This window comes from Pseudomonas sp. NPDC087612 (genome assembly GCF_044743505.1).
Lineage (GTDB): Bacteria > Pseudomonadota > Gammaproteobacteria > Pseudomonadales > Pseudomonadaceae > Aquipseudomonas.
The window spans coordinates 335,165-353,769 of record NZ_JBIUWO010000007.1 but is presented as its reverse complement, the minus strand read 5'-3'; the positions used below and the strand labels follow the sequence as shown (position 1 = coordinate 353,769).

Genomic DNA, 18,605 nt, shown 5'->3' with positions numbered 1-18,605 from the left:
CTAGAAACAGGTGAATTTCGTGAGCCAGCCTACGCCAGCCGTGCGTACCTTCCAAGACTTGATCCTCGCCCTGCAGAACTACTGGGCCGAGCAAGGTTGTGTGGTGCTTCAGCCCTACGATATGGAAGTAGGCGCCGGCACTTTCCATACTGCCACGTTCCTGCGCGCCATCGGCCCGGAAACCTGGAACGCCGCCTATGTGCAGCCTAGCCGTCGTCCGGCGGATGGCCGTTATGGCGAAAACCCGAACCGCCTGCAGCACTACTATCAGTTCCAGGTGGTCCTCAAGCCGAACCCGGCGAACTTCCAGGAACTGTACCTGGGCTCGCTGAAAGCCATCGGCCTCGACCCGCTGGTGCACGACATCCGTTTCGTCGAAGACAACTGGGAATCGCCGACCCTCGGCGCCTGGGGTCTGGGTTGGGAAATCTGGCTCAACGGCATGGAAGTCACGCAGTTCACCTACTTCCAGCAAGTGGGCGGCATCGAATGCTTCCCGGTCACTGGTGAAATCACCTACGGCCTGGAGCGCCTGGCCATGTACCTGCAGGGCGTAGATTCGGTCTACGACCTGATCTGGACCGACGGCCCGTTCGGCACGGTGACCTACGGCGACGTGTTCCACCAGAACGAAGTGGAGCAGTCGACCTACAACTTCGAGCACGCCAACGTCGAGAAGCTGTTCGAACTGTTCGACTTCTACGAAAGCGAAGCCAACCGCCTGATCGAGCTGGAACTGCCGCTGCCGACCTATGAAATGGTCCTCAAGGCCTCGCACACCTTCAACCTGCTCGATGCCCGTCGCGCCATCTCGGTGACCGAGCGTCAGCGTTACATCCTGCGCGTACGGACCCTGGCCCGGGCCGTGGCCCAGAGCTACCTGCAAGCCCGCGCCAAGCTGGGCTTCCCGATGGCGTCCCCTGAATTGCGTGATGAAGTGTTGGCTAAGCTGGAGGCTGCACAATGAGTGCTCAAGATTTCCTGGTTGAACTGGGCACCGAAGAACTGCCACCCAAGGCCCTGAGCAGCCTCGGTGACGCCTTCCTCGCCGGTATCGAGAAAGGCCTGCAGGCCGCTGGCCTGAACTACACCGACAAGCAGGTGTTCGCCGCGCCGCGCCGCCTGGCCGTACTCATCCGCAACCTCGACACCCAGCAGCCGGACCGCAGCGTCAACCTCGACGGCCCGCCGCGTCAGGCCGCCTTCGACGCTGACGGCAACCCGACCCAGGCCGCCCTGGGTTTTGCCAAGAAGTGCGGTGTAGAGCTGTCGGATATCGACCAGAGCGGCGCCAAGCTGCGCTTCTCCCAGCACATTCCGGGCAAGGCCACCGCCAGCCTGCTGCCAACCATCGTCGAAGACTCGCTCAACGACCTGCCGATCCCCAAGCGCATGCGCTGGGGTGCGCGCAAGGAAGAGTTCGTGCGTCCAACCCAGTGGCTGGTGATGCTGCTCGGTGACGAGGTGGTCGACTGCACCTTGCTGGCGCAGAAAGCCGGTCGCGAATCCCGTGGCCACCGCTTCCACCACCCGGAAAACGTGCGCATCAGCGCCCCGGCCAATTACCAGGAAGACCTGCGCAAGGCCTACGTGCTGGCCGATTTTGCCGAGCGCCGCGAGCTGATCAGCAAGCGTACCGCCGAACTCGCCCTGCAGCAGGAAGGCAGCGCCATCGTGCCGCCAGCCCTGCTCGATGAAGTGACCGCCCTGGTTGAATGGCCTGTGCCGCTGGTGTGCTCGTTCGAAGAGCGCTTCCTGGAAGTGCCGCAAGAAGCGCTGATCACCACCATGCAGGACAACCAGAAGTACTTCTGCCTGCTGGATGCCGACGGCAAGCTGCTGCCGCGCTTCATCACTGTGGCCAACGTCGAGAGCCGCGATCCGAAGCAGATCGTCGAAGGCAACGAGAAGGTCGTGCGCCCGCGCCTGACCGACGCCGAGTTCTTCTTCAAGCAAGACAAGAAGCAGCCGCTGGAAAGCTTCAACGAGCGCCTGCAGAACGTGGTGTTCCAGGCCCAGTTGGGCAGCGTCTTCGACAAGGCCGAGCGGGTTGCCAAACTGGCCGCCTTCATCGCCCAGCGCATTGGCGGCGACGCCCAGCGCGCGGCGCGTGCAGGTTTGCTGTCGAAGTGCGACCTGGCCACCGAGATGGTCGGTGAATTCCCTGAAATGCAGGGTGTTGCCGGTTACTACTACGCCCTCAACGACGGCGAGCCGCAAGACGTCGCCCTGGCCCTGAACGAGCAGTACATGCCGCGCGGTGCCGGTGCCGAACTGCCGTCGACCCTGACCGGCGCGGCCGTGGCGATTGCCGACAAGCTCGACACCCTGGTCGGTATCTTCGGTATCGGCATGCTCCCGACCGGTAGCAAAGACCCCTATGCCCTGCGTCGTGCAGCGCTGGGCGTACTGCGCATCCTGATCGAGAAGCAGCTGGACCTGGACCTGAACGAAGCAGTGAACTTCGCCGTCAGCCAGTTCGGTGCCAAGGTCAAGGCCGCAGGCCTGGCCGAGCAGGTGCTGGAATTCGTCTTCGATCGTCTGCGTGCCCGTTACGAAGACGAAGGCATTGACGTTGCCACCTACCTGTCGGTGCGTGCCCTCAAGCCAGGCTCGGCCCTGGACTTCGACCAGCGCGTGCAGGCCGTACAGGCCTTCCGCCAGCTGCCGGAAGCCGCTGCCCTGGCCGCGGTGAACAAGCGCGTGTCAAACCTGCTGAGTAAGGCCGAAGGCGCTGTCGCCACCACGGTCGAGCCGAAGTACTTCGACAACGCCAACGAGTTCTCCCTGTACTCGGCGATCCAGCAAGCCGACCAGGCCGTTCAGCCAATGGCTGCGGCGCGCCAGTACAGCGAATCGCTGGCACGCCTGGCAGCGCTGCGTGAACCGGTCGACGCCTTCTTCGAGGCGGTGATGGTCAATGCCGACGACGCCAATGTCCGCGCCAACCGTTATGCCCTGCTCAGCCGCCTGCGCGGTCTGTTCCTGGGCGTGGCCGACATTTCGCTGCTGGGGTAAGTCTTGAAGCTGCTGATTCTCGATCGGGACGGGGTGATCAACCAGGACTCCGACGCCTACATCAAGTCGCTGGACGAGTGGATTCCGATCCCGGGTTCGATCGAAGCGATTGCGCAGTTGAGCAAAGCCGGCTGGACGGTGTCGGTTGCCACCAACCAGTCCGGCATTGCCCGTGGCTACTACGACCTGCCGACCCTCGAGGCCATGCACGCGCAATTGCGCACGCTGGTGGCCGAGCAGGGCGGCGAGGTCGGGCTGATCGTCTATTGCCCGCACGGGCCCGATGAGGGCTGCGCCTGCCGCAAACCCAAGCCGGGCATGCTCACCACCATTGCCGCGCACTACGGCGTGAATCTGGCCGGCGTGTGGTTTGTCGGTGATAGTAAGGGTGACCTGGAAGCCGCTTTGGCCGTCGATGCTCAACCAGTTCTGGTAAAAACCGGAAAAGGCGAGAAGACCCTGAGCAAGGGAATTCCAGAAAACACGCTGATTTTCGATGATCTGGCAGCCATCGCCAGAGAACTTATCCACAAATAGCGCGTCTGCATAGCAGGCGCACTTTTACTAGGCGGGCAAGCCCGCAACGGTACATGCCGCTATGTCGATCTTGCAGGCGATCAGAATTTTTCTTTTTTACCTGCTGCTGGGTACCAGCTCCTTGCTGTGGTGCACCCTGAGCTTTTTTATCGCGCCGTTTTTGCCTTTCAGCGCCCGCTACCGCTTCATCAACGTCTACTGGTGCCGCTTTGCGCTGGTGTTGGTACGGGTGTTTCTCAACATCAAGGTCAAGGTCACCGGGGCTGAAAACATCCCCAAGCAACCCTGTGTGATCCTCTCTAACCACCAGAGCACCTGGGAAACCTTTTTCCTTTCCGCCTATTTCTCGCCCTTGAGCCAAGTGCTCAAGCGTGAACTGCTGTACGTGCCGTTCTTCGGCTGGGCCATGGCCATGCTGCGGCCGATCGCCATTGACCGCGATAACCCCAAGGCAGCCTTGAAGCAAGTCGCCAGCAAGGGCGATAAATTGCTCAAGGAGAATGTCTGGGTGCTGATCTTCCCCGAAGGCACCCGTGTGCCGTTCGGCCAGATTGGCAAGTTCTCGCGCAGCGGGGCCGCGTTGGCGGTCAACGCTGGCCTACCGGTACTGCCGATCGCCCACAACGCCGGCAAGTTCTGGCCCAAGCAGGGCTGGGGCAAACGTGCCGGCACCATCGAGGTGGTAATTGGCGCCCCGATGTTTGCCGAAGGCAGCGGCCCACGGGCGATTGCCGAGTTAAACGATCGTGCTGCAGCCTGGAATGAACAGACCCAGCGCGAGCTCGGCTCACTGCCTGCAGCGGCGCCGAACGCGGCGCAGGGCGTGGCCTGACCGATCTGTGGATAACTTGTGTACAGTATTTGGATTTCTCAACGAAAAATGCGCTAAGTGATTAATTTAGCTACTTATTTCTCTGTATGACTGTTTTCTGAAAATCGTGCATAAGTTTTTTCGCGGCATAAAAAAACCGGCGCTTACGCCGGTTTTTTTTATGCCTGCAAATCCTCACACCTTGTCGATATCCACATCACGGGTTTCTTTCAGGCAGAACAGCCCCACCACCAGGCTGATACCGGTGATCAGCACCGGGTACCAGAGCCCGTAGAAGATGTCGCCGGTGTACACCACCAGGGCAAAGGACACGGTGGGCAGGAAGCCGCCGAACCAGCCGTTGCCAATGTGGTAGGGCAGCGACATCGAGGTGTAGCGGATACGCGTTGGGAACAGCTCGACCATCACCGCCGCCAGCGGGCCGTAGGTCATGGTCGCGATCAGGATCATGGCGACGATCAGCACCACCACCATCGGCTGGTTGACGCTGGCTGGATCGGCCTTGGCCGGGTAGCCGGCTTTTTCGATCGCTGCACGCAGGGCTGCTTCGTCAAACCCATTGATCTTCTGCTCGCCAATGCTCACCACCACTTCGGCACCAGCAGCCGCTTCAGCCGAGCTGTAGGGCAGGCCCTGTTTGACCAGGAAGGTTTTGACCTTGTCGCAGGGGCTGTCAAAACGCGCCTTGCCCACCGGATCGAACTGGAAGGTGCAGCCTTGCGGATCGGCCATCACCACAATCGGGGCCTGGCGGCTGGCGGCGTCGATCTGCGGGTTGGCGTAATGGCTCAGAGCCTTGAACAGTGGGAAGTACAGTACCGTGGCCAGCAGCAAGCCGAGCATCAGGATTGGCTTGCGCCCGACCCGGTCCGACAACCAACCGAAGAACACGAAGAACGGCGCGCCGATCACCACGCTGATAATCAGCAAAGTGTTGGCCTGGGCCGGGTCCATCTTGAGCATCTGGGTAAGAAAGAACAGCACATAGAACTGCGCGGTGTAGAAGGTCACCGCTTGCCCGGCGTTGATGCTGAACAGGGCAGTGAGTACTACCTTGAGGTTGGGCCAGGAGCCGAACGATTCACGGATCGGCGCTTTACTGGCCTTGCCCTGGGCCTTCATCTTCACGAAGGCTGGCGACTCGTGCATGCTCATGCGGATCCAGGTGGAAATCCCCAACAGCACGATCGACAGCAGGAACGGCAGGCGCCAGCCCCAGACTTCGAACTGGTCGCCACTGATGTAACGGCTGCCGAGCACCACCAGCAGCGACAACAGCAGGCCGAGGGTCGCGGTGGACTGGATAAAACCGGTGTGGAAGCCGCGTTTGCCAGGTGGTGCGTGTTCGGCAACATAAGTCGCCGCGCCGCCGTACTCACCACCCAGCGCCAGGCCCTGCAGCATGCGCAACACCACCAGAATGATCGGTGCAGCAATGCCAATGCTGGCGTAGGTCGGCAACAGGCCGACGGCAAAGGTCGACAAGCCCATCAGCACGATGGTCACCAGGAAGGTGTACTTGCGCCCGATCATGTCGCCCAGGCGGCCGAACACCAGCGCGCCGAAGGGCCGCACGAGAAAGCCGGCGGCAAAGGCCATCAAGGCAAAGATAAAGGCAGTGGTGTCGTTCACCCCGGCAAAGAACTGCTTGCTGATGACCGCGGCCAATGCCCCATAAAGAAAAAAGTCATACCACTCGAAAACTGTCCCGAGGGATGACGCGAAAATGATCTTGCGTTCTTCCCGGCGGCTGGTGCTCGTCGTTGCAGCGCCCTGCTCTTGAATGTAATCCGACATCGTTGCTGTCCTCGGCCTGCAGGCCCCAGTGATTATTCTTGTTGTTCCACTGTCGACGCCGGCAGACTGCGTCCGGCGTCGTTGTTGCTACGCACCCTGGTCAGGGCGTCGGTACTGCGTTTTTTTCATCGATGCGGCTTGTGGATAAGCTTTCCCGGCGAATCAATTGCGCCGCCTTTTCGGCAATCATCAGGGTAGGGGAGCAGGTATTGCCGGAGACGATTTGCGGCATGATCGAGGCGTCGGCAACCCGCAACCCCGGCACGCCGTGCACGCGCAACTGGTCGTCGACCACATCCAGCGGCCCGTTGCCCATGCGGCAGGTGCCTACCGGGTGGAAAATGGTAGTGCCGATCTGCCCGGCGGCTTCATGCAACTGCTGTTCGCTTTGCAGGTCAGTGCCTGGCAGATACTCACGCGGGCTGAACGCCGCCAGGGCAGGGGCCTGGACGATCTTGCGGGTCAGGCGAATGGCTTGGGCGGCGACGCGCAGGTCTTCAGGGTCGCTCAGGTAGTTGGGGTCGATCAGTGGCGCGTCGTCCGGGTTGGCCGAGCGGATATCGATACGCCCGCGGCTGGCCGGGCGCAGGTTGCACACCGAGGCGGTAAACGCCGGGAAGCGGTGCAGCGGCTCGCCAAAGCGCTCCAGCGACAAGGGCTGCACGTGGTACTGCAGGTTGGCCGAAGCCTGCTCGGGCCCGGAACGTACGAACGCCCCCAACTGGCTCGGCGCCATCGCCAGCGGGCCGCTGCGATCGTAAAGGTAACGCAGGCCCATGCCGAGCTTGCCCCAGGGACTGTTGGCAACCTGGTTGAGGGTGCGCGCCTGGGTAACCTGGTAGATCAGGCGCAGTTGCAGATGGTCCTGCAGGTTGCCGCCAACCCCGGGCAATTCGTGGCGAACAGTTATCCCCAGGCTCTCGAGCAAGCCACGCGGGCCGATGCCCGAGCGCTGGAGAATACCGGGTGAACCCACGGAGCCGGCACACAGGATAATCTCCCGGCGTGCGCTGAAGTTCTGCCAATTGCCTTGCCAGCGAGCACGTACCTGCGAAGCGCGGCCTTCTACCAGCACCACCTGGTCAACCAGCACATCGGTCAGTACCGTCAGATTGGGGCGCTTAAGGATCGGGCGCAAAAACGCCTTGGCCGAGTTCCAGCGAATGCCGGAACGCTGGTTGACCTGAAAGTATCCACAGCCCTGGTTATCCCCAGTGTTGAAGTCAGCAACGTTAGGGATACCACTCTGCGCCGCGGCTTCGCGGAAGGCATCGAGGATCGGCCAGGAGTAGCGCTGCTGCTCGACCCGCCACTCGCCTTCGTTGCCATGGGCTTCGCTGGCGCCGCCGAAGTGGTTTTCGCTGGCCTTGAACAGTGGCAGCACATCCTTCCAGGCCCAACCGGCATTGCCCTGCTCGGCCCAGCGATCGTAATCGCCCGCCTGACCACGCATGTAGATCATGCCGTTGATCGAAGAACAGCCACCGAGCACCTTGCCCCGTGGATAACCCAGGGCACGGCCATTGAGGCCGGGTTGCGCTTCGGTCTTGAAGCACCAGTCGGTGCGTGGGTTGCCGATGCAGTAGAGGTAACCCACCGGAATGTGAATCCAGGGGTAGTTGTCGCGCCCACCCGCTTCGAGCAACAGCACCCGGCAGCCTGGGTCGGCGGATAAGCGATTGGCGAGCAGGCACCCGGCAGGACCGGCACCAACCACCACATAGTCGTAGACAGGATCGGCTGATGGCATGGGCAACCTCGCGCCTGATTATTATTCTTGTCCCAGCCCATGTTATTGATTAATTTCGGGATGAAAACGTTAGATTTCACTCAAGTGCTGTGCGTTTTAACACAACGTCCGTGAACACCTGATTCACAAGGAAAAGCATGTTCGACTGGAATGATCTGCGGTTTTTTCTCGAGTTACAGCGCAGCGGCCGGCTGCTGACTGCGGCCAAACGTCTGAACACCACCCACAGCACCGTGGCCCGGCATATCGACAATATCGAACAGAGCCTGGGTACCGCCTTGTTCGTCCAGCACGCCCAGGGCTACGAACTGACGCCCTCCGGCCAGGCCCTGCTCAAGCACGCCGAAGCCATGGAAAACGTCGCCCTGCTGGCCCAGGAAGAAATCACCCAGGCCATCACCCCGCTGGGCAAGATTCGCCTGGGAGTCACCGAAGGCATCGGCATCATGTTCTTCACCCCGCGCATGGGCAGCCTGTTCGAACGCTACCCAGGCCTTGAAGTGGAGCTGGTGGCGGTACCGCGGTTTGTCAGCATCCTCAACCGCGAAGCGGAGATCAGCATTCACCTGGAGCGGCCCAACGCCGACCTGTTGATAACCCGCAAACTTACCGATTACCGCCTGGCGCTGTACGCCAGCCCCGAGTACCTGGCCCAGGCACCAGCGCTCAATCACCGCGAAGACCTGGCCAAGCACAGCTGGATCGGCTACGTCGACGACCTGCTGTTCAGCCAGGAGCTGCTGTTTTTGAACAGCTTCTGCCGGGCGCCCAATGTGGTGTTTCGCAGCACCAGCGTGATCGCCCAGCAACAAGCGGCTCGCGCCGGCCTGGGCATTGCCGTGTTGCCCAACTACATGGCCCGCCACGATCCGGCGCTGGTGCGGGTGCTGCCCAGCGAGACCATCCAGCGTAGCTACTGGATCTGTACCCGCCGTGAGCTGCACAAGTCGGTGCGCCTGCGCGTGGTCTGGGATTTTCTCCTGGCCCTGTGCGCGCAGGAGCAGGACGCCTTGCTGGCGGAGTAGGGCCTCAGCCGCCCAGGGTTTTCGCCGCCAACAGCACTGCCGCACAGATACCCACGGTCGCAAACATCTGCTGCAGTCGTGGCCCGGCCAGTTTGCTGGCGACCTGACGCGCCAGCAGCAGCCCGAGCACCGCACCGCCGGCAAACGGCGCGCCCACAGACCAATGCATGACGCCGCCAACCGTGGCGCTGACCACGCTGCCGGTCGATACCAGGGCGATCACCGCCAGCGAAGTGGCAACGATGCTCTTCATGTCCAGGTTGGTGTAACGGCTCAGCGCCGGGATGATCACAAAGCCGCCGCCAACCCCGAGCAGCCCCGACAGCAATCCGGACATCGCGCCGGTAAACGCCAGGGCGCGGGCGCAGGGCAGAGTCCAGCGCAGCCGCCCCTGCAAGGGGTTGAGCACACAGGGCATGACCATGCGTTGGCCCAGTGGTGGCTGGCCACGGAGTTCGCGGTGCGCCTTGAGCAACATGCGTGCACAGGCATAGACCAGCACCACGGCGAAAGTCAGAGCCAACGGCCCGTTCGGTAAGCGATGGGCAAGCATCAAGCCGAAGGGCGCAATCGCAATGCCGATCACCGCCACAAACAACGCCGCACGATAACGCACCAGACCTTGGCGCAGGCCCAACAGGGCACCCACCGCCGCCGCCATGCCGACGGCGAGCAAGCCGACTGGCGCCGCCTCGACCATCGACAAGCCCAGACCGAATACCAGCAAGGGCACGGCCAGAATGCCGCCACCGGCGCCGGTCAGCGCCAGCACCGCACCAATGATCGCGCCCAGCCCAGCCGCAAGAAATTGATGCTCGATCACCGCAGGCCCTCGGCGGCAACCCGCGGCTTGGCCAGCCACTCACGGCCCTTGAGCATGCACCGCCAGTACAGCGGTGGCAGGATCTGCGCCTTCAGAAGCCAAGCCAGGCGCGTTGGCCGGCGACCATCGAGCAGCCAGCGCGGGAAACTCGGCGCCAGCTTGCCGCCATAGGTAAATTCGGCCAGCACGATCTTGCCGCGTTCGACAGTCAACGGGCAGGAGCCATAACCATCGTAGTGGGCGAGGTTGGGCAGGCGCCCCAGCGCCACCAGCACATTGTTGGCCACCACCGGCGCTTGCTTGCGCGCAGCCGCTGCAGTCTTGGCATTGCTGGTGTTGATGCCATCGCCCAAGGCGTGGATGTTGCCATAGCGTTTATGACGCAAGGTAGCCGGATCGACATCGATCCAGCCGGCCTGGTCAGCCAGTGGGCTGTTGCGAATAAAATCAGGGGCAACCTGCGGCGGCACCACATGCAGCATGTCGAAAGGCTGCACCCGGGTTTCGCTGCTGCCATCGGGCAAGGTGCGCACAAAGGTAGCGCGCTTGCCCGGGCCATCGACCGCCACCAGGCGATGCGCGTACTGCAGGTCTACCGCGTACTTGTCGATGTACTCCATCAAGGCCGGCACATAGTCAGGCACCCCGAACAGCACGCCACCGGCATTGAAAAACTGCGCCTGGATGTTGCCCAGCCGACCGTTGCGAAGCCAGTGGTCACACGACAGGTACAGGGCCTTTTGCGGTGCGCCGGCACATTTGATCGGCATCGGTGGCTGGGTGAACAACGCCCGGCCTTCACGCAGGTTCTGCACCAGTTGCCAGGTGTAGGGCGCCAGGTCATAGCGGTAGTTGGAAGTCACGCCGTTACGCCCAAGGGTTTCGCTCAAGCCCTCGATGGCATCCCAGTCGAGCTTCAGCCCAGCGCAGACCACCAGCTGTTCGTAACTGAGCAGTCGCCCGTCATTCAGCGTCACCGTTTGCGCCTGCGGATCAAAGCTCTCGACCCGCGCCTTGATCCACTGCACGCCGCCGGGAATGGTCGAGGCCATGGTGCGCGCCGTCGAAGGCGCCTGGAAGATACCGGCGCCGACCATGGTCCAGCCCGGTTGGTAGTAGTGCACATCGGCCGGGTCGATGATCGCGACATCCAGCGAAGGGTCGCGGCAGATCAAGCTGGAGGCGGCAGCGACACCGGCAGCACCGGCACCGACGATCAGCACTTTATGGTGGTCGCCTTTCGGCACCTCGGCAGGGGAGGGTTGAGCAAGCATGGCAGGGTCCTTCTAATAATAATTCTGGGGTGAAACTCAGAGCACGTTGAGCGGGATCTTCAGGTAGCGCACTCCGTTGTCTTCAGGTTCAGGTAGTTGGCCGCTGCGCATGTTGATCTGCACCGAAGGCAGGATCAGCACCGGCATCTCCAGGGTGGCGTCGCGGGCTTCGCGCATGCTGACGAAGCTGTCTTCGCTGATGCCTTCACGGATGTGGATGTTGCTGGCGCGCTGTTCGGCCACCGTGGTCATGTAGCGCAGTTCGCGGCCACCCGGCAGGTAGTCGTGGCACATGAACAGGCGCGTCTCGGCGGGCAGGGCAAGGATGCGCTGGATCGAGCGATACAAAGTGCGCGCACTGGCGCCAGGGAAGTCGCAACGGGCGGTGCCGTAATCGGGCATGAACAGCGTGTCGCCGACAAAGGCGATGCTTTGCCCGTCGACCTCCACCACGTAGGTCATGCACGCCGGCGTGTGGCCGGGCGTGTGCAGGGCACGTGCCTTGAGGTTGCCGATGGTGAAGGGCTGCTCGTCGTCGAACAGCACATCGAACTGGCTGCCATCGCGGGCGAAGCCGCCATCGGCATTGAACAGCGCACCGAAGACTTTCTGCACCTGGGTGATCTGGCTGCCAATGGCAATCTGGCCGCCCAGCGCCTGCTTGAGGTAAGCCGCCGCCGACAGGTGATCGGCGTGCACGTGGGTTTCGAGAATCCACTGGACCTTACCGCCCAGTTCAGTCACCCGCTCGATCAGCTTGTCTGCCGAAGCACTGCTGGTGCGTCCGGACTTCGGATCGTAATCCAGCACACTGTCGATCAAGGCACAGTCGCCACTGCTCCGGTCCATCAGCAAATAGCTGATGGTCGAGGTGACACTGTCGAACAGTGCCTCCACATACAAGTTGCCGCCGATGATCATTTACCACGCTCCGAATTCATCACAGGTGCCAGCTATCTAGCCTTGCTGGCAATGGACAGGCTGTCATCAAGATATGTGCCATCGAACCGGTAGGCTGTTTCCCAATGTTCGCGGGCTGCGTAGGGAAAAGCACTGCCAGACTGTCAGCATAGTTGGCAGTGACATGGCGGCAGTTGGCAGTTTTTGGCAGTCCCTGGCAGCTTCAGTTAAGCTTCGCCCGAGCTTGCCCAGGTGTCGCCATGTCCTTCTCGTCCACTGTTGTTCCTCATCCTGCTGTGCAGGCTTTGGTGTCCTACCTCGAACACGACGCCCAGCCGACCATCGTGCTGGACACCGACTACAACATTCTTGCCGCCAACGCTGCATACCGACGCCAGTTCGGCATCGACGGCCAACCGCCCATCGGCGCCAAGTGCCACCGGGTGTCCCATCACTACGCCGTGCCTTGCGACCAGGCCGGCGAACACTGCCCGATGCGCAAGGCCTGGGACAGCCGTGTCCCCGAGCGTGTTCTGCATGTGCACCACACCCCGCGCGGGCCGGAACATGTGGATGTCGAGTTGCGCCCGATCCTCGATGAGCAAGGTGAGGTGGTGGCGTTCGTCGAGCGCCTGACCCGCATCACCGTCGCCTCGGCGCAGCCCCAGCAACAAGGCTTGGTCGGCCGCTCAGCGGCGTTCCAGGAAGCACTGGCCAGCCTGCAGCGCGCGGCACCTGCGCAAATTCCGGTGTTGCTCCAGGGTGAATCCGGGACCGGCAAAGAGTTGTTTGCGCGCGCTCTGCACCTGGGCAGCCCTCGAGCCAGCGGCCCACTGGTGGTGGTCGACTGCACCGGCCTGACGGAGTCGTTATTCGAGAGCGAGCTATTCGGTTACGAGAAGGGCGCCTTTACCGGCGCCCATCAGCGCAAGATCGGCCTGGCGGAAGCGGCTCATGGCGGCACCTTGTTCCTCGATGAAATCGGCGAAGTACCGTTGGCGATGCAGGTCAAACTGCTGCGCCTGATCGAGTCTGGCAGCTTTCGCCCGGTCGGCAGCCTGCGTACGGTTCACTCCGACTTCAGGCTGGTTTCGGCGACCCACAAACCGCTCAAGGAAATGGCTGCAGCGGGCAGCTTCCGTGAAGACCTGTATTACCGCATCAGCGGTTTTCCGATCCGCTTGCCGGCATTGCGCGAACGGGTCGACGATCTGCCGTTGTTGATCGAGAGCCTGTTGCAACGGATGGCAGGGGCGGCGGCACCGAAGGTCAACCCAGATGCGATGAATCGACTGAGCTTGTACGCCTATCCTGGCAACATTCGCGAGCTGCGTAATATCCTCGAACGAGCGCGGCTGTTCGCCGACGACGGACTGATACGTGCCGAGCACCTGCCTGCTGAGCTCGGTTCGAGACTTGAGCCGGCGCCAAGCATCAGCCGCCGCAGCAAAGACAACCTCGGGCAACTGGCCCAGGCCCTGGACAGCTTCAATGGATCACGCAGCGAGCTGGCGCGTCACCTGGGCATGAGTGAACGCACTTTGTACCGGCGCCTGCGCGAACTGGGTCTTTGAGACTGACGCAAGACAACCAACTGCGGCTTTTTCTTCTACGCTGAAACTGCTCACCCACCGCAGAGCGTTCCATGCGTCGATTGCCGAGTCGGTAACCAGGTGCCAGGACGCCTGACGTTCCGCTCTGTCTTTTCTGCCACAGGAGCATCGTCATGTCTTCCTGCCTTCACCGGGCGATCCTGCTCAGCATCGCCATGCTCGCGCTTTCTGGTTGTTTCGAAGAGGACGCGCAACCCAAGGCCACGGCTACGGCACCCGCAGCGGCTGCACCGGCCACACCAGCCGCGCCGGCGGCGCCGAGCGAGGCGGTGTTCAGCACCGAACAGCTTGATCAAATGCTCGCACCGTTGGCGTTGTATCCGGACGCTTTACTCGCACAGGTGCTGATGGCCACCACCTATCCAGGCAATGTCGCCGACGCGGTTGCCTGGTCCAAGGCGCATCCGAACGTCAGCGGTGATGCCGCGGTCAAGCAGGTCGCCGAGCAACCTTGGGACCCCAGCGTGCAATCCTTGGTGGCTTTCCCGCAGGTGCTGGCGACACTTGGTCAGGACCCGGTCTGGGTGCAGCGCGTCGGCGATGCCTTTCTCGCCCAGCCCGACGCGGTGATGAACTCGGTGCAGCGCCTGCGCGCCAAGGCCAAGGCTGCCGGGCACCTGGAGTCCAACGAACAGCAGACGGTTATCGTGCAACCATCAAGCGCCCCCGCAGGCGGCACGACCACGGTGGTACAAGGTGCCGCGCCGGCACAGACTATCGTTATCCAGCCGACCAACCCGCAGGTTGTATACGTGCCAAGCTACAACCCCTCCGTGGTGTACGGCACTTGGTCCTCGCCGTCCTACCCACCCGCGTATTATCCGCCGCCACCGGGGTATGCCATCGGCACGGCGTTAGCCTCCGGCCTGGCTTTTGGTGCAGGCGTCGCAATCGTCAATTCACTCTGGGGGGATTGCGACTGGGACGATCATGACGTCGATATCAACGTCAATCGCTACAACAATATCAACAACGTCAACCGCAGGCTCGATGCCAACCAGAACACCTGGCGCCATAATCCTGCGTATCGCGACGGCGTCCCGTACCGCGATCAGGCCAGTCGAGCCCAGTTCGACCGACGCTTACCCGGCAGTGCAGAGCGCACAGCCTACCGCGGTGACACCCCGGCCCGGGTCGAAGATCGCGCACGAGCCCGTGAAACCCTGACACAGCGCGGCATCGAAGCACCGGCAACCAGCAACCTTGAAGCCCGCCAACGGGTGCAGAGTGCCGACCGCGAGCGCGCCCAACAGCGCCTGGAAAAACAGGGCATCAACCCGTCCGGCAATGCACGCGAGCGTGCTCAGGTTGCCGACCGCCAACTGAAAAATGACGGTCAGGCCCGCCAGCGAGCACAGGCGCCGCAGAACAACCGCCAGCCTCAGCAGGCGGGGCGCAACCAACAAGTACGCCAGCAAGCCCGTCAGCAACATGTTAGCGCCCAGGCACCGCGCAACAATGCGTTGGCCGGTGTGCGCAACCCTTCGCAGTCACGCATCGCAAGCAATCGTGGCCAGCTCAGCCAACGCAGCGCCAGCCGACCATCTGCAGCCGCTGCGGGCCACCAGGTACAACGACCCGCGCGGATGCAATCCGGCGGTGGCGGCCGTCGCCGTTGAGAGGAGAATCAGTCATGAATGCTGCGAGCCGAATTGTGCTGATTCTGCTGCTGTGCTGGACGTCCAGCAGCTACGCTCAGGAACATTTCCCACACCCCGAAGCCGCCGGCGAAGCACTGGTGCAGGCGCTTGGTAGCGAAAAGGCCGATAGCCAACTGTTGGCGAAATTGCTTGGCAACGACTGGGAGAGTTACATCCCGACCAAGAACATCGATCGCAAAGATGTCGATGCCTTTCTCGCCCTCTACAAGGAAAAACATCAGGTTCAGTCCGACAACCCGAAGCGTGCACATCTGGTCGTCGGCGACACGCCCTGGGTGTTCCCGATTCCCATCAGACACAGTACTGACGGTTGGGCATTCGACACCAAAGCCGGCGCCGCGGAAATCCGCCTGCGCCGCATCGGACGCAACGAGCTGGCGACCATTCAATCAGTGCGCGCCTATCACGACGCGCAGATGGATTACGCCGAGGTTGATCGCAATGACGATGGGATATTCGAGTACGCGCAGAAACTCATCAGCAGCGACGGGCAGTTCGACGGTTTGTACTGGCCGCAAGAGGAGGGCGTCGAAGAAAGCCCGCTCGGACCGCTTTTTGGTGATACCGCAACGGGCGATGATTGGCACGGCTACCACTATCGCATCCTCACTGGCCAAGGCCCTTCGGCGCCGGGCGGCGCCTATGACTACAAGATCGGTAATCACATGACCCGCGGCTTTGCCGTGATCGCCTGGCCGGCGGACTATGGCGACACGGGCGTGATGAGCTTCATGATCAGCCACGACGGCGAACTGTTCGAGAAAGACCTCGGCCGCGACAGCGCCAAGCGCGCTGCCGCGATTACCCGTTTCGACCCCGACAGCAGTTGGAGCGAAGTAAAGGACGAGGAAGAGGGGCGCTGAACCGAACAGCTCAACACAGGAAAACCAGCACAACAAAAAGCCCGCGTGAGCGGGCTTGATGATGTTGCTTTACTTTGAACCTACAGCTGATCAGAAGTCCAGGTTGGACACCGCCAGGGCGTTGCTCTCGATGAACTCACGACGTGGCTCAACGGCGTCGCCCATCAGGGTGTTGAAGATCTGATCGGCAGCGATCGCGTCTTCGATGGTCACCTTGAGCATGCGGCGCACGGTTGGGTCCATGGTGGTTTCCCACAGCTGATCCGGGTTCATCTCACCCAGACCTTTGTATCGCTGGATGGTGTGGCGCTTGGTGCTTTCGGTCATCAGCCAGTCCAGTGCTTCCTTGAACTCGGTGATGGCTTTTTTGCGCTCGCCACGTTGCACGTAGGCGCCTTCGCCCAGCAGGGTGCTCAGCTGTGCGCCAAGGGCGGTGACGGTGCGGTAGTCGTTACTGCCGAAGAAGTCACGGTTGAAGGTGACGTAGCTGGCCAGGCCGTGAGAGGTGATTTCCACTTCCGGCAGCCAGACATTGCGCTCTTTGTCTTCGCGCAGGCTGGCCTTGTACAGCAGGCCGGACTTCTCGCTGGTGCGCAGACGCTCTTCGAACTTGCCCAGCCACTCCTGCATGGCAGCGTGGTCGCCCAACTGCTCCAGCGATACCGCCGGCAGGTAGACGAAGTGCTCGGTCAGCTCCTGCGGGTACAGGCGCGAGAGGCGCTTGAGGGTCTTCATCACGGTGCGGAATTCGTTGACCAGACGCTCCAGCTCGACGCCGGAAACAGGTGGTGCGGATTCGTCCAGGTGCAGGCTGGCATCTTCCAGAGCCGACTGGGTCATGTACTCTTCCATGGCGTCGTCGTCTTTGATGTACTGCTCTTGCTTGCCTTTCTTGACCTTGTACAGCGGTGGCTGGGCAATGTAGATGTAGCCACGCTCGACCAGTTCCGGCAGCTGACGGAAGAAGAAAGTCAGCAGCAGGGTACGAATGTGCGAACCGTCGACGTCAGCATCGGTCATGATGATGATGTTGTGATAGCGCAGCTTGTCGATGTTGTACTCTTCGCGGCCGATACCACAGCCCAGCGCGGTGATCAGCGTGCCCACTTCCTGGGACGAGATCATCTTGTCGAAACGTGCTTTCTCGACGTTGAGGATCTTGCCCTTGAGCGGCAGGATCGCCTGGGTCTTGCGGTTACGACCCTGCTTGGCCGAACCACCCGCGGAGTCACCCTCCACCAGGTACAGTTCGGAAAGGGCAGGGTCCTTCTCCTGGCAATCCGCCAGTTTGCCCGGCAGGCCGGCGATATCCAGCGCACCTTTGCGGCGAGTCATTTCCCGCGCTTTACGAGCAGCTTCACGAGCACGCGCGGCGTCGATCATCTTGCCGACAACGGCCTTGGCTTCGTTCGGGTTCTCCAGCAGGAAGTCGGAGAAGTACTTGCCCATCTCCTGTTCCACGGCTGTTTTCACTTCCGAGGACACCAGCTTGTCTTTGGTCTGCGAGCTGAACTTCGGATCAGGTACCTTCACCGAGATGATCGCGGTCAGACCTTCACGGGCATCGTCGCCGGTGGTCGAAACCTTGTTCTTCTTGGCCAGGCCTTCCTGCTCGATGTAGTTGTTCAGGTTACGGGTCAACGCCGAGCGGAAACCGACCAGGTGGGTACCACCGTCGCGCTGCGGAATGTTGTTGGTGAAGCACAACAGGTTCTCGTTGAAGCTGTCGTTCCACTGCAGGGCGATTTCCACGCCCACGCCGTCTTCGCGTTGAACACTGAAGTGGAAGACCTGGTTGACCGGGGTCTTGTTGGTATTCAGGTACTCGACGAACGCACGCAGACCGCCTTCGTATTTGAAATGTTCTTCTTTACCGGAGCGCTCGTCCTTCAGCAGGATGCCGACGCCGGAGTTGAGGAAGGACAGTTCGCGAATCCGCTTGGCCAGGATGTCCCAGCTGAAGTGGATATTCTTGAAAGTTTCAGCCGACGGCTTAAAGTGGATATGGGTACCGGTGGTTTCACTGTCGCCAACGATTTTCATCGGCGCTTGTGGAACACCGTGGACGTAAGTCTGTTCCCAGATCTTGCCACTGCGGCGAACGGTGAGGATCAACTGTTCGGAAAGGGCGTTAACCACCGACACACCTACACCGTGCAGACCGCCGGATACTTTGTAGGAGTTGTCATCGAACTTACCGCCGGCGTGGAGGACGGTCATGATGACCTCGGCAGCAGATACGCCTTCCTCTTTGTGCACGTCGACCGGAATGCCGCGACCGTTGTCGCGAACACTGATGGATTCGTCTGGGTGAATAATTACGGTGATGTCATCGCAGTGGCCGGCGAGTGCCTCGTCGATCGAGTTATCGACCACCTCGAACACCATGTGGTGCAGGCCGCTACCATCATCGGTGTCGCCAATGTACATACCGGGACGCTTGCGCACGGCATCTAGCCCTTTCAGCACTTTAATGCTGGAGGAGTCGTACGTTTGATTTTCGCTCATGCCT

14 protein-coding genes are annotated in these 18,605 nt (G+C 61.5%); 8 read left to right on the top strand and 6 right to left on the bottom strand.

Going from position 1 to position 18,605, the window contains the following annotated elements:
* Positions 1-19: 19 nt before the first annotated feature.
* From glyQ to ACIOVF_RS17155, 4 genes are all read left to right on the top strand, one after another.
* Entirely contained in the window at positions 20-967 is a 948-nt protein-coding gene (gene glyQ, locus ACIOVF_RS17170; RefSeq protein WP_045199646.1) for a glycine--tRNA ligase subunit alpha, read from the top strand.
* On the top strand, positions 964-3,018 hold the full coding sequence (gene glyS / locus ACIOVF_RS17165) for a glycine--tRNA ligase subunit beta (protein ID WP_045199365.1): 2,055 nt from the start codon (positions 964-966) through the stop codon (positions 3,016-3,018). The genes glyQ and glyS overlap by 4 nt, the downstream gene beginning before the upstream one ends.
* A gap of 3 nt (positions 3,019-3,021) precedes the next feature.
* The gene (gene gmhB, locus ACIOVF_RS17160; protein ID WP_401290988.1) at positions 3,022-3,555 is read left to right on the top strand and encodes a D-glycero-beta-D-manno-heptose 1,7-bisphosphate 7-phosphatase; all 534 of its coding nucleotides are present in this window, start codon (positions 3,022-3,024) and stop codon (positions 3,553-3,555) included.
* Positions 3,556-3,616: 61 nt separating this feature from the next.
* Complete coding sequence (locus tag ACIOVF_RS17155) at positions 3,617-4,387, top strand: 1-acyl-sn-glycerol-3-phosphate acyltransferase (RefSeq protein WP_045199369.1); 771 nt, start codon at positions 3,617-3,619, stop codon at positions 4,385-4,387.
* A gap of 174 nt (positions 4,388-4,561) precedes the next feature.
* Here ACIOVF_RS17155 and ACIOVF_RS17150 read toward each other — a convergent pair whose 3' ends face one another.
* Positions 4,562-6,184, bottom strand: coding sequence for an MFS transporter (locus tag ACIOVF_RS17150; protein WP_401290985.1), 1,623 nt, complete (start codon positions 6,182-6,184; stop codon positions 4,562-4,564).
* A gap of 100 nt (positions 6,185-6,284) precedes the next feature.
* Entirely contained in the window at positions 6,285-7,934 is a 1,650-nt protein-coding gene (locus ACIOVF_RS17145; RefSeq protein ID WP_401290982.1) for a GMC family oxidoreductase, read from the bottom strand.
* Between the two features lie 137 nt (positions 7,935-8,071).
* Between ACIOVF_RS17145 and ACIOVF_RS17140 the strand changes: the two genes are divergently transcribed.
* Positions 8,072-8,959: a LysR family transcriptional regulator gene (locus ACIOVF_RS17140; protein ID WP_045199374.1), complete on the top strand. Its 888-nt coding sequence runs from the start codon at positions 8,072-8,074 to the stop codon at positions 8,957-8,959.
* Between the two features lie 4 nt (positions 8,960-8,963).
* Here ACIOVF_RS17140 and ACIOVF_RS17135 read toward each other — a convergent pair whose 3' ends face one another.
* From ACIOVF_RS17135 to ACIOVF_RS17125, 3 genes are read right to left on the bottom strand one after another with little or no spacing between them, the layout of a single operon-like run.
* Positions 8,964-9,782: a sulfite exporter TauE/SafE family protein gene (locus ACIOVF_RS17135; protein WP_093377741.1), complete on the bottom strand. Its 819-nt coding sequence runs from the start codon at positions 9,780-9,782 to the stop codon at positions 8,964-8,966.
* Positions 9,779-11,056, bottom strand: a complete 1,278-nt coding sequence (locus ACIOVF_RS17130) for an FAD/NAD(P)-binding oxidoreductase (protein ID WP_401290977.1) — start codon at positions 11,054-11,056, stop codon at positions 9,779-9,781. The genes ACIOVF_RS17135 and ACIOVF_RS17130 overlap by 4 nt, the downstream gene beginning before the upstream one ends.
* 36 nt (positions 11,057-11,092) lie before the next feature.
* Positions 11,093-11,977 (bottom strand): MBL fold metallo-hydrolase, encoded by an 885-nt coding sequence (locus ACIOVF_RS17125; RefSeq protein WP_045199380.1) that lies wholly within the window; start codon positions 11,975-11,977, stop codon positions 11,093-11,095.
* Between the two features lie 239 nt (positions 11,978-12,216).
* Between ACIOVF_RS17125 and ACIOVF_RS17120 the strand changes: the two genes are divergently transcribed.
* The 3 genes from ACIOVF_RS17120 to ACIOVF_RS17110 all read left to right on the top strand — a co-directional run bounded on the left by ACIOVF_RS17120 (position 12,217) and on the right by ACIOVF_RS17110 (position 16,093).
* Complete coding sequence (locus tag ACIOVF_RS17120) at positions 12,217-13,530, top strand: sigma-54 interaction domain-containing protein (RefSeq protein ID WP_401290973.1); 1,314 nt, start codon at positions 12,217-12,219, stop codon at positions 13,528-13,530.
* A 152-nt stretch (positions 13,531-13,682) separates the two neighbouring features.
* Positions 13,683-15,188, top strand: coding sequence for a DUF3300 domain-containing protein (locus ACIOVF_RS17115; RefSeq protein WP_401290970.1), 1,506 nt, complete (start codon positions 13,683-13,685; stop codon positions 15,186-15,188).
* A gap of 14 nt (positions 15,189-15,202) precedes the next feature.
* Positions 15,203-16,093, top strand: coding sequence for a DUF2950 domain-containing protein (locus tag ACIOVF_RS17110; protein ID WP_045199386.1), 891 nt, complete (start codon positions 15,203-15,205; stop codon positions 16,091-16,093).
* 90 nt (positions 16,094-16,183) lie between these two features.
* On the opposite strand, the gene gyrB is transcribed toward ACIOVF_RS17110, so the two are convergent.
* On the bottom strand, positions 16,184-18,601 hold the full coding sequence (gyrB, locus tag ACIOVF_RS17105) for a DNA topoisomerase (ATP-hydrolyzing) subunit B (protein ID WP_045199388.1): 2,418 nt from the start codon (positions 18,599-18,601) through the stop codon (positions 16,184-16,186).
* Between the last annotated feature and the right edge of the window lie 4 nt (positions 18,602-18,605).

Coding starts and splice junctions, on each gene's coding strand:
- glyS (WP_045199365.1), top strand. CDS start 964: ATGAGTGCTCAAGATTTCCTGGTTGAACTGGGCACCGAAGAACTGCCA.
- ACIOVF_RS17155 (WP_045199369.1), top strand. CDS start 3,617: ATGTCGATCTTGCAGGCGATCAGAATTTTTCTTTTTTACCTGCTGCTG.
- ACIOVF_RS17150 (WP_401290985.1), bottom strand. CDS start 6,184: ATGTCGGATTACATTCAAGAGCAGGGCGCTGCAACGACGAGCACCAGC.
- ACIOVF_RS17145 (WP_401290982.1), bottom strand. CDS start 7,934: ATGCCATCAGCCGATCCTGTCTACGACTATGTGGTGGTTGGTGCCGGT.
- ACIOVF_RS17140 (WP_045199374.1), top strand. CDS start 8,072: ATGTTCGACTGGAATGATCTGCGGTTTTTTCTCGAGTTACAGCGCAGC.
- ACIOVF_RS17130 (WP_401290977.1), bottom strand. CDS start 11,056: ATGCTTGCTCAACCCTCCCCTGCCGAGGTGCCGAAAGGCGACCACCAT.
- ACIOVF_RS17125 (WP_045199380.1), bottom strand. CDS start 11,977: ATGATCATCGGCGGCAACTTGTATGTGGAGGCACTGTTCGACAGTGTC.
- ACIOVF_RS17120 (WP_401290973.1), top strand. CDS start 12,217: ATGTCCTTCTCGTCCACTGTTGTTCCTCATCCTGCTGTGCAGGCTTTG.
- ACIOVF_RS17115 (WP_401290970.1), top strand. CDS start 13,683: ATGTCTTCCTGCCTTCACCGGGCGATCCTGCTCAGCATCGCCATGCTC.
- ACIOVF_RS17110 (WP_045199386.1), top strand. CDS start 15,203: ATGAATGCTGCGAGCCGAATTGTGCTGATTCTGCTGCTGTGCTGGACG.
- gyrB (WP_045199388.1), bottom strand. CDS start 18,601: ATGAGCGAAAATCAAACGTACGACTCCTCCAGCATTAAAGTGCTGAAA.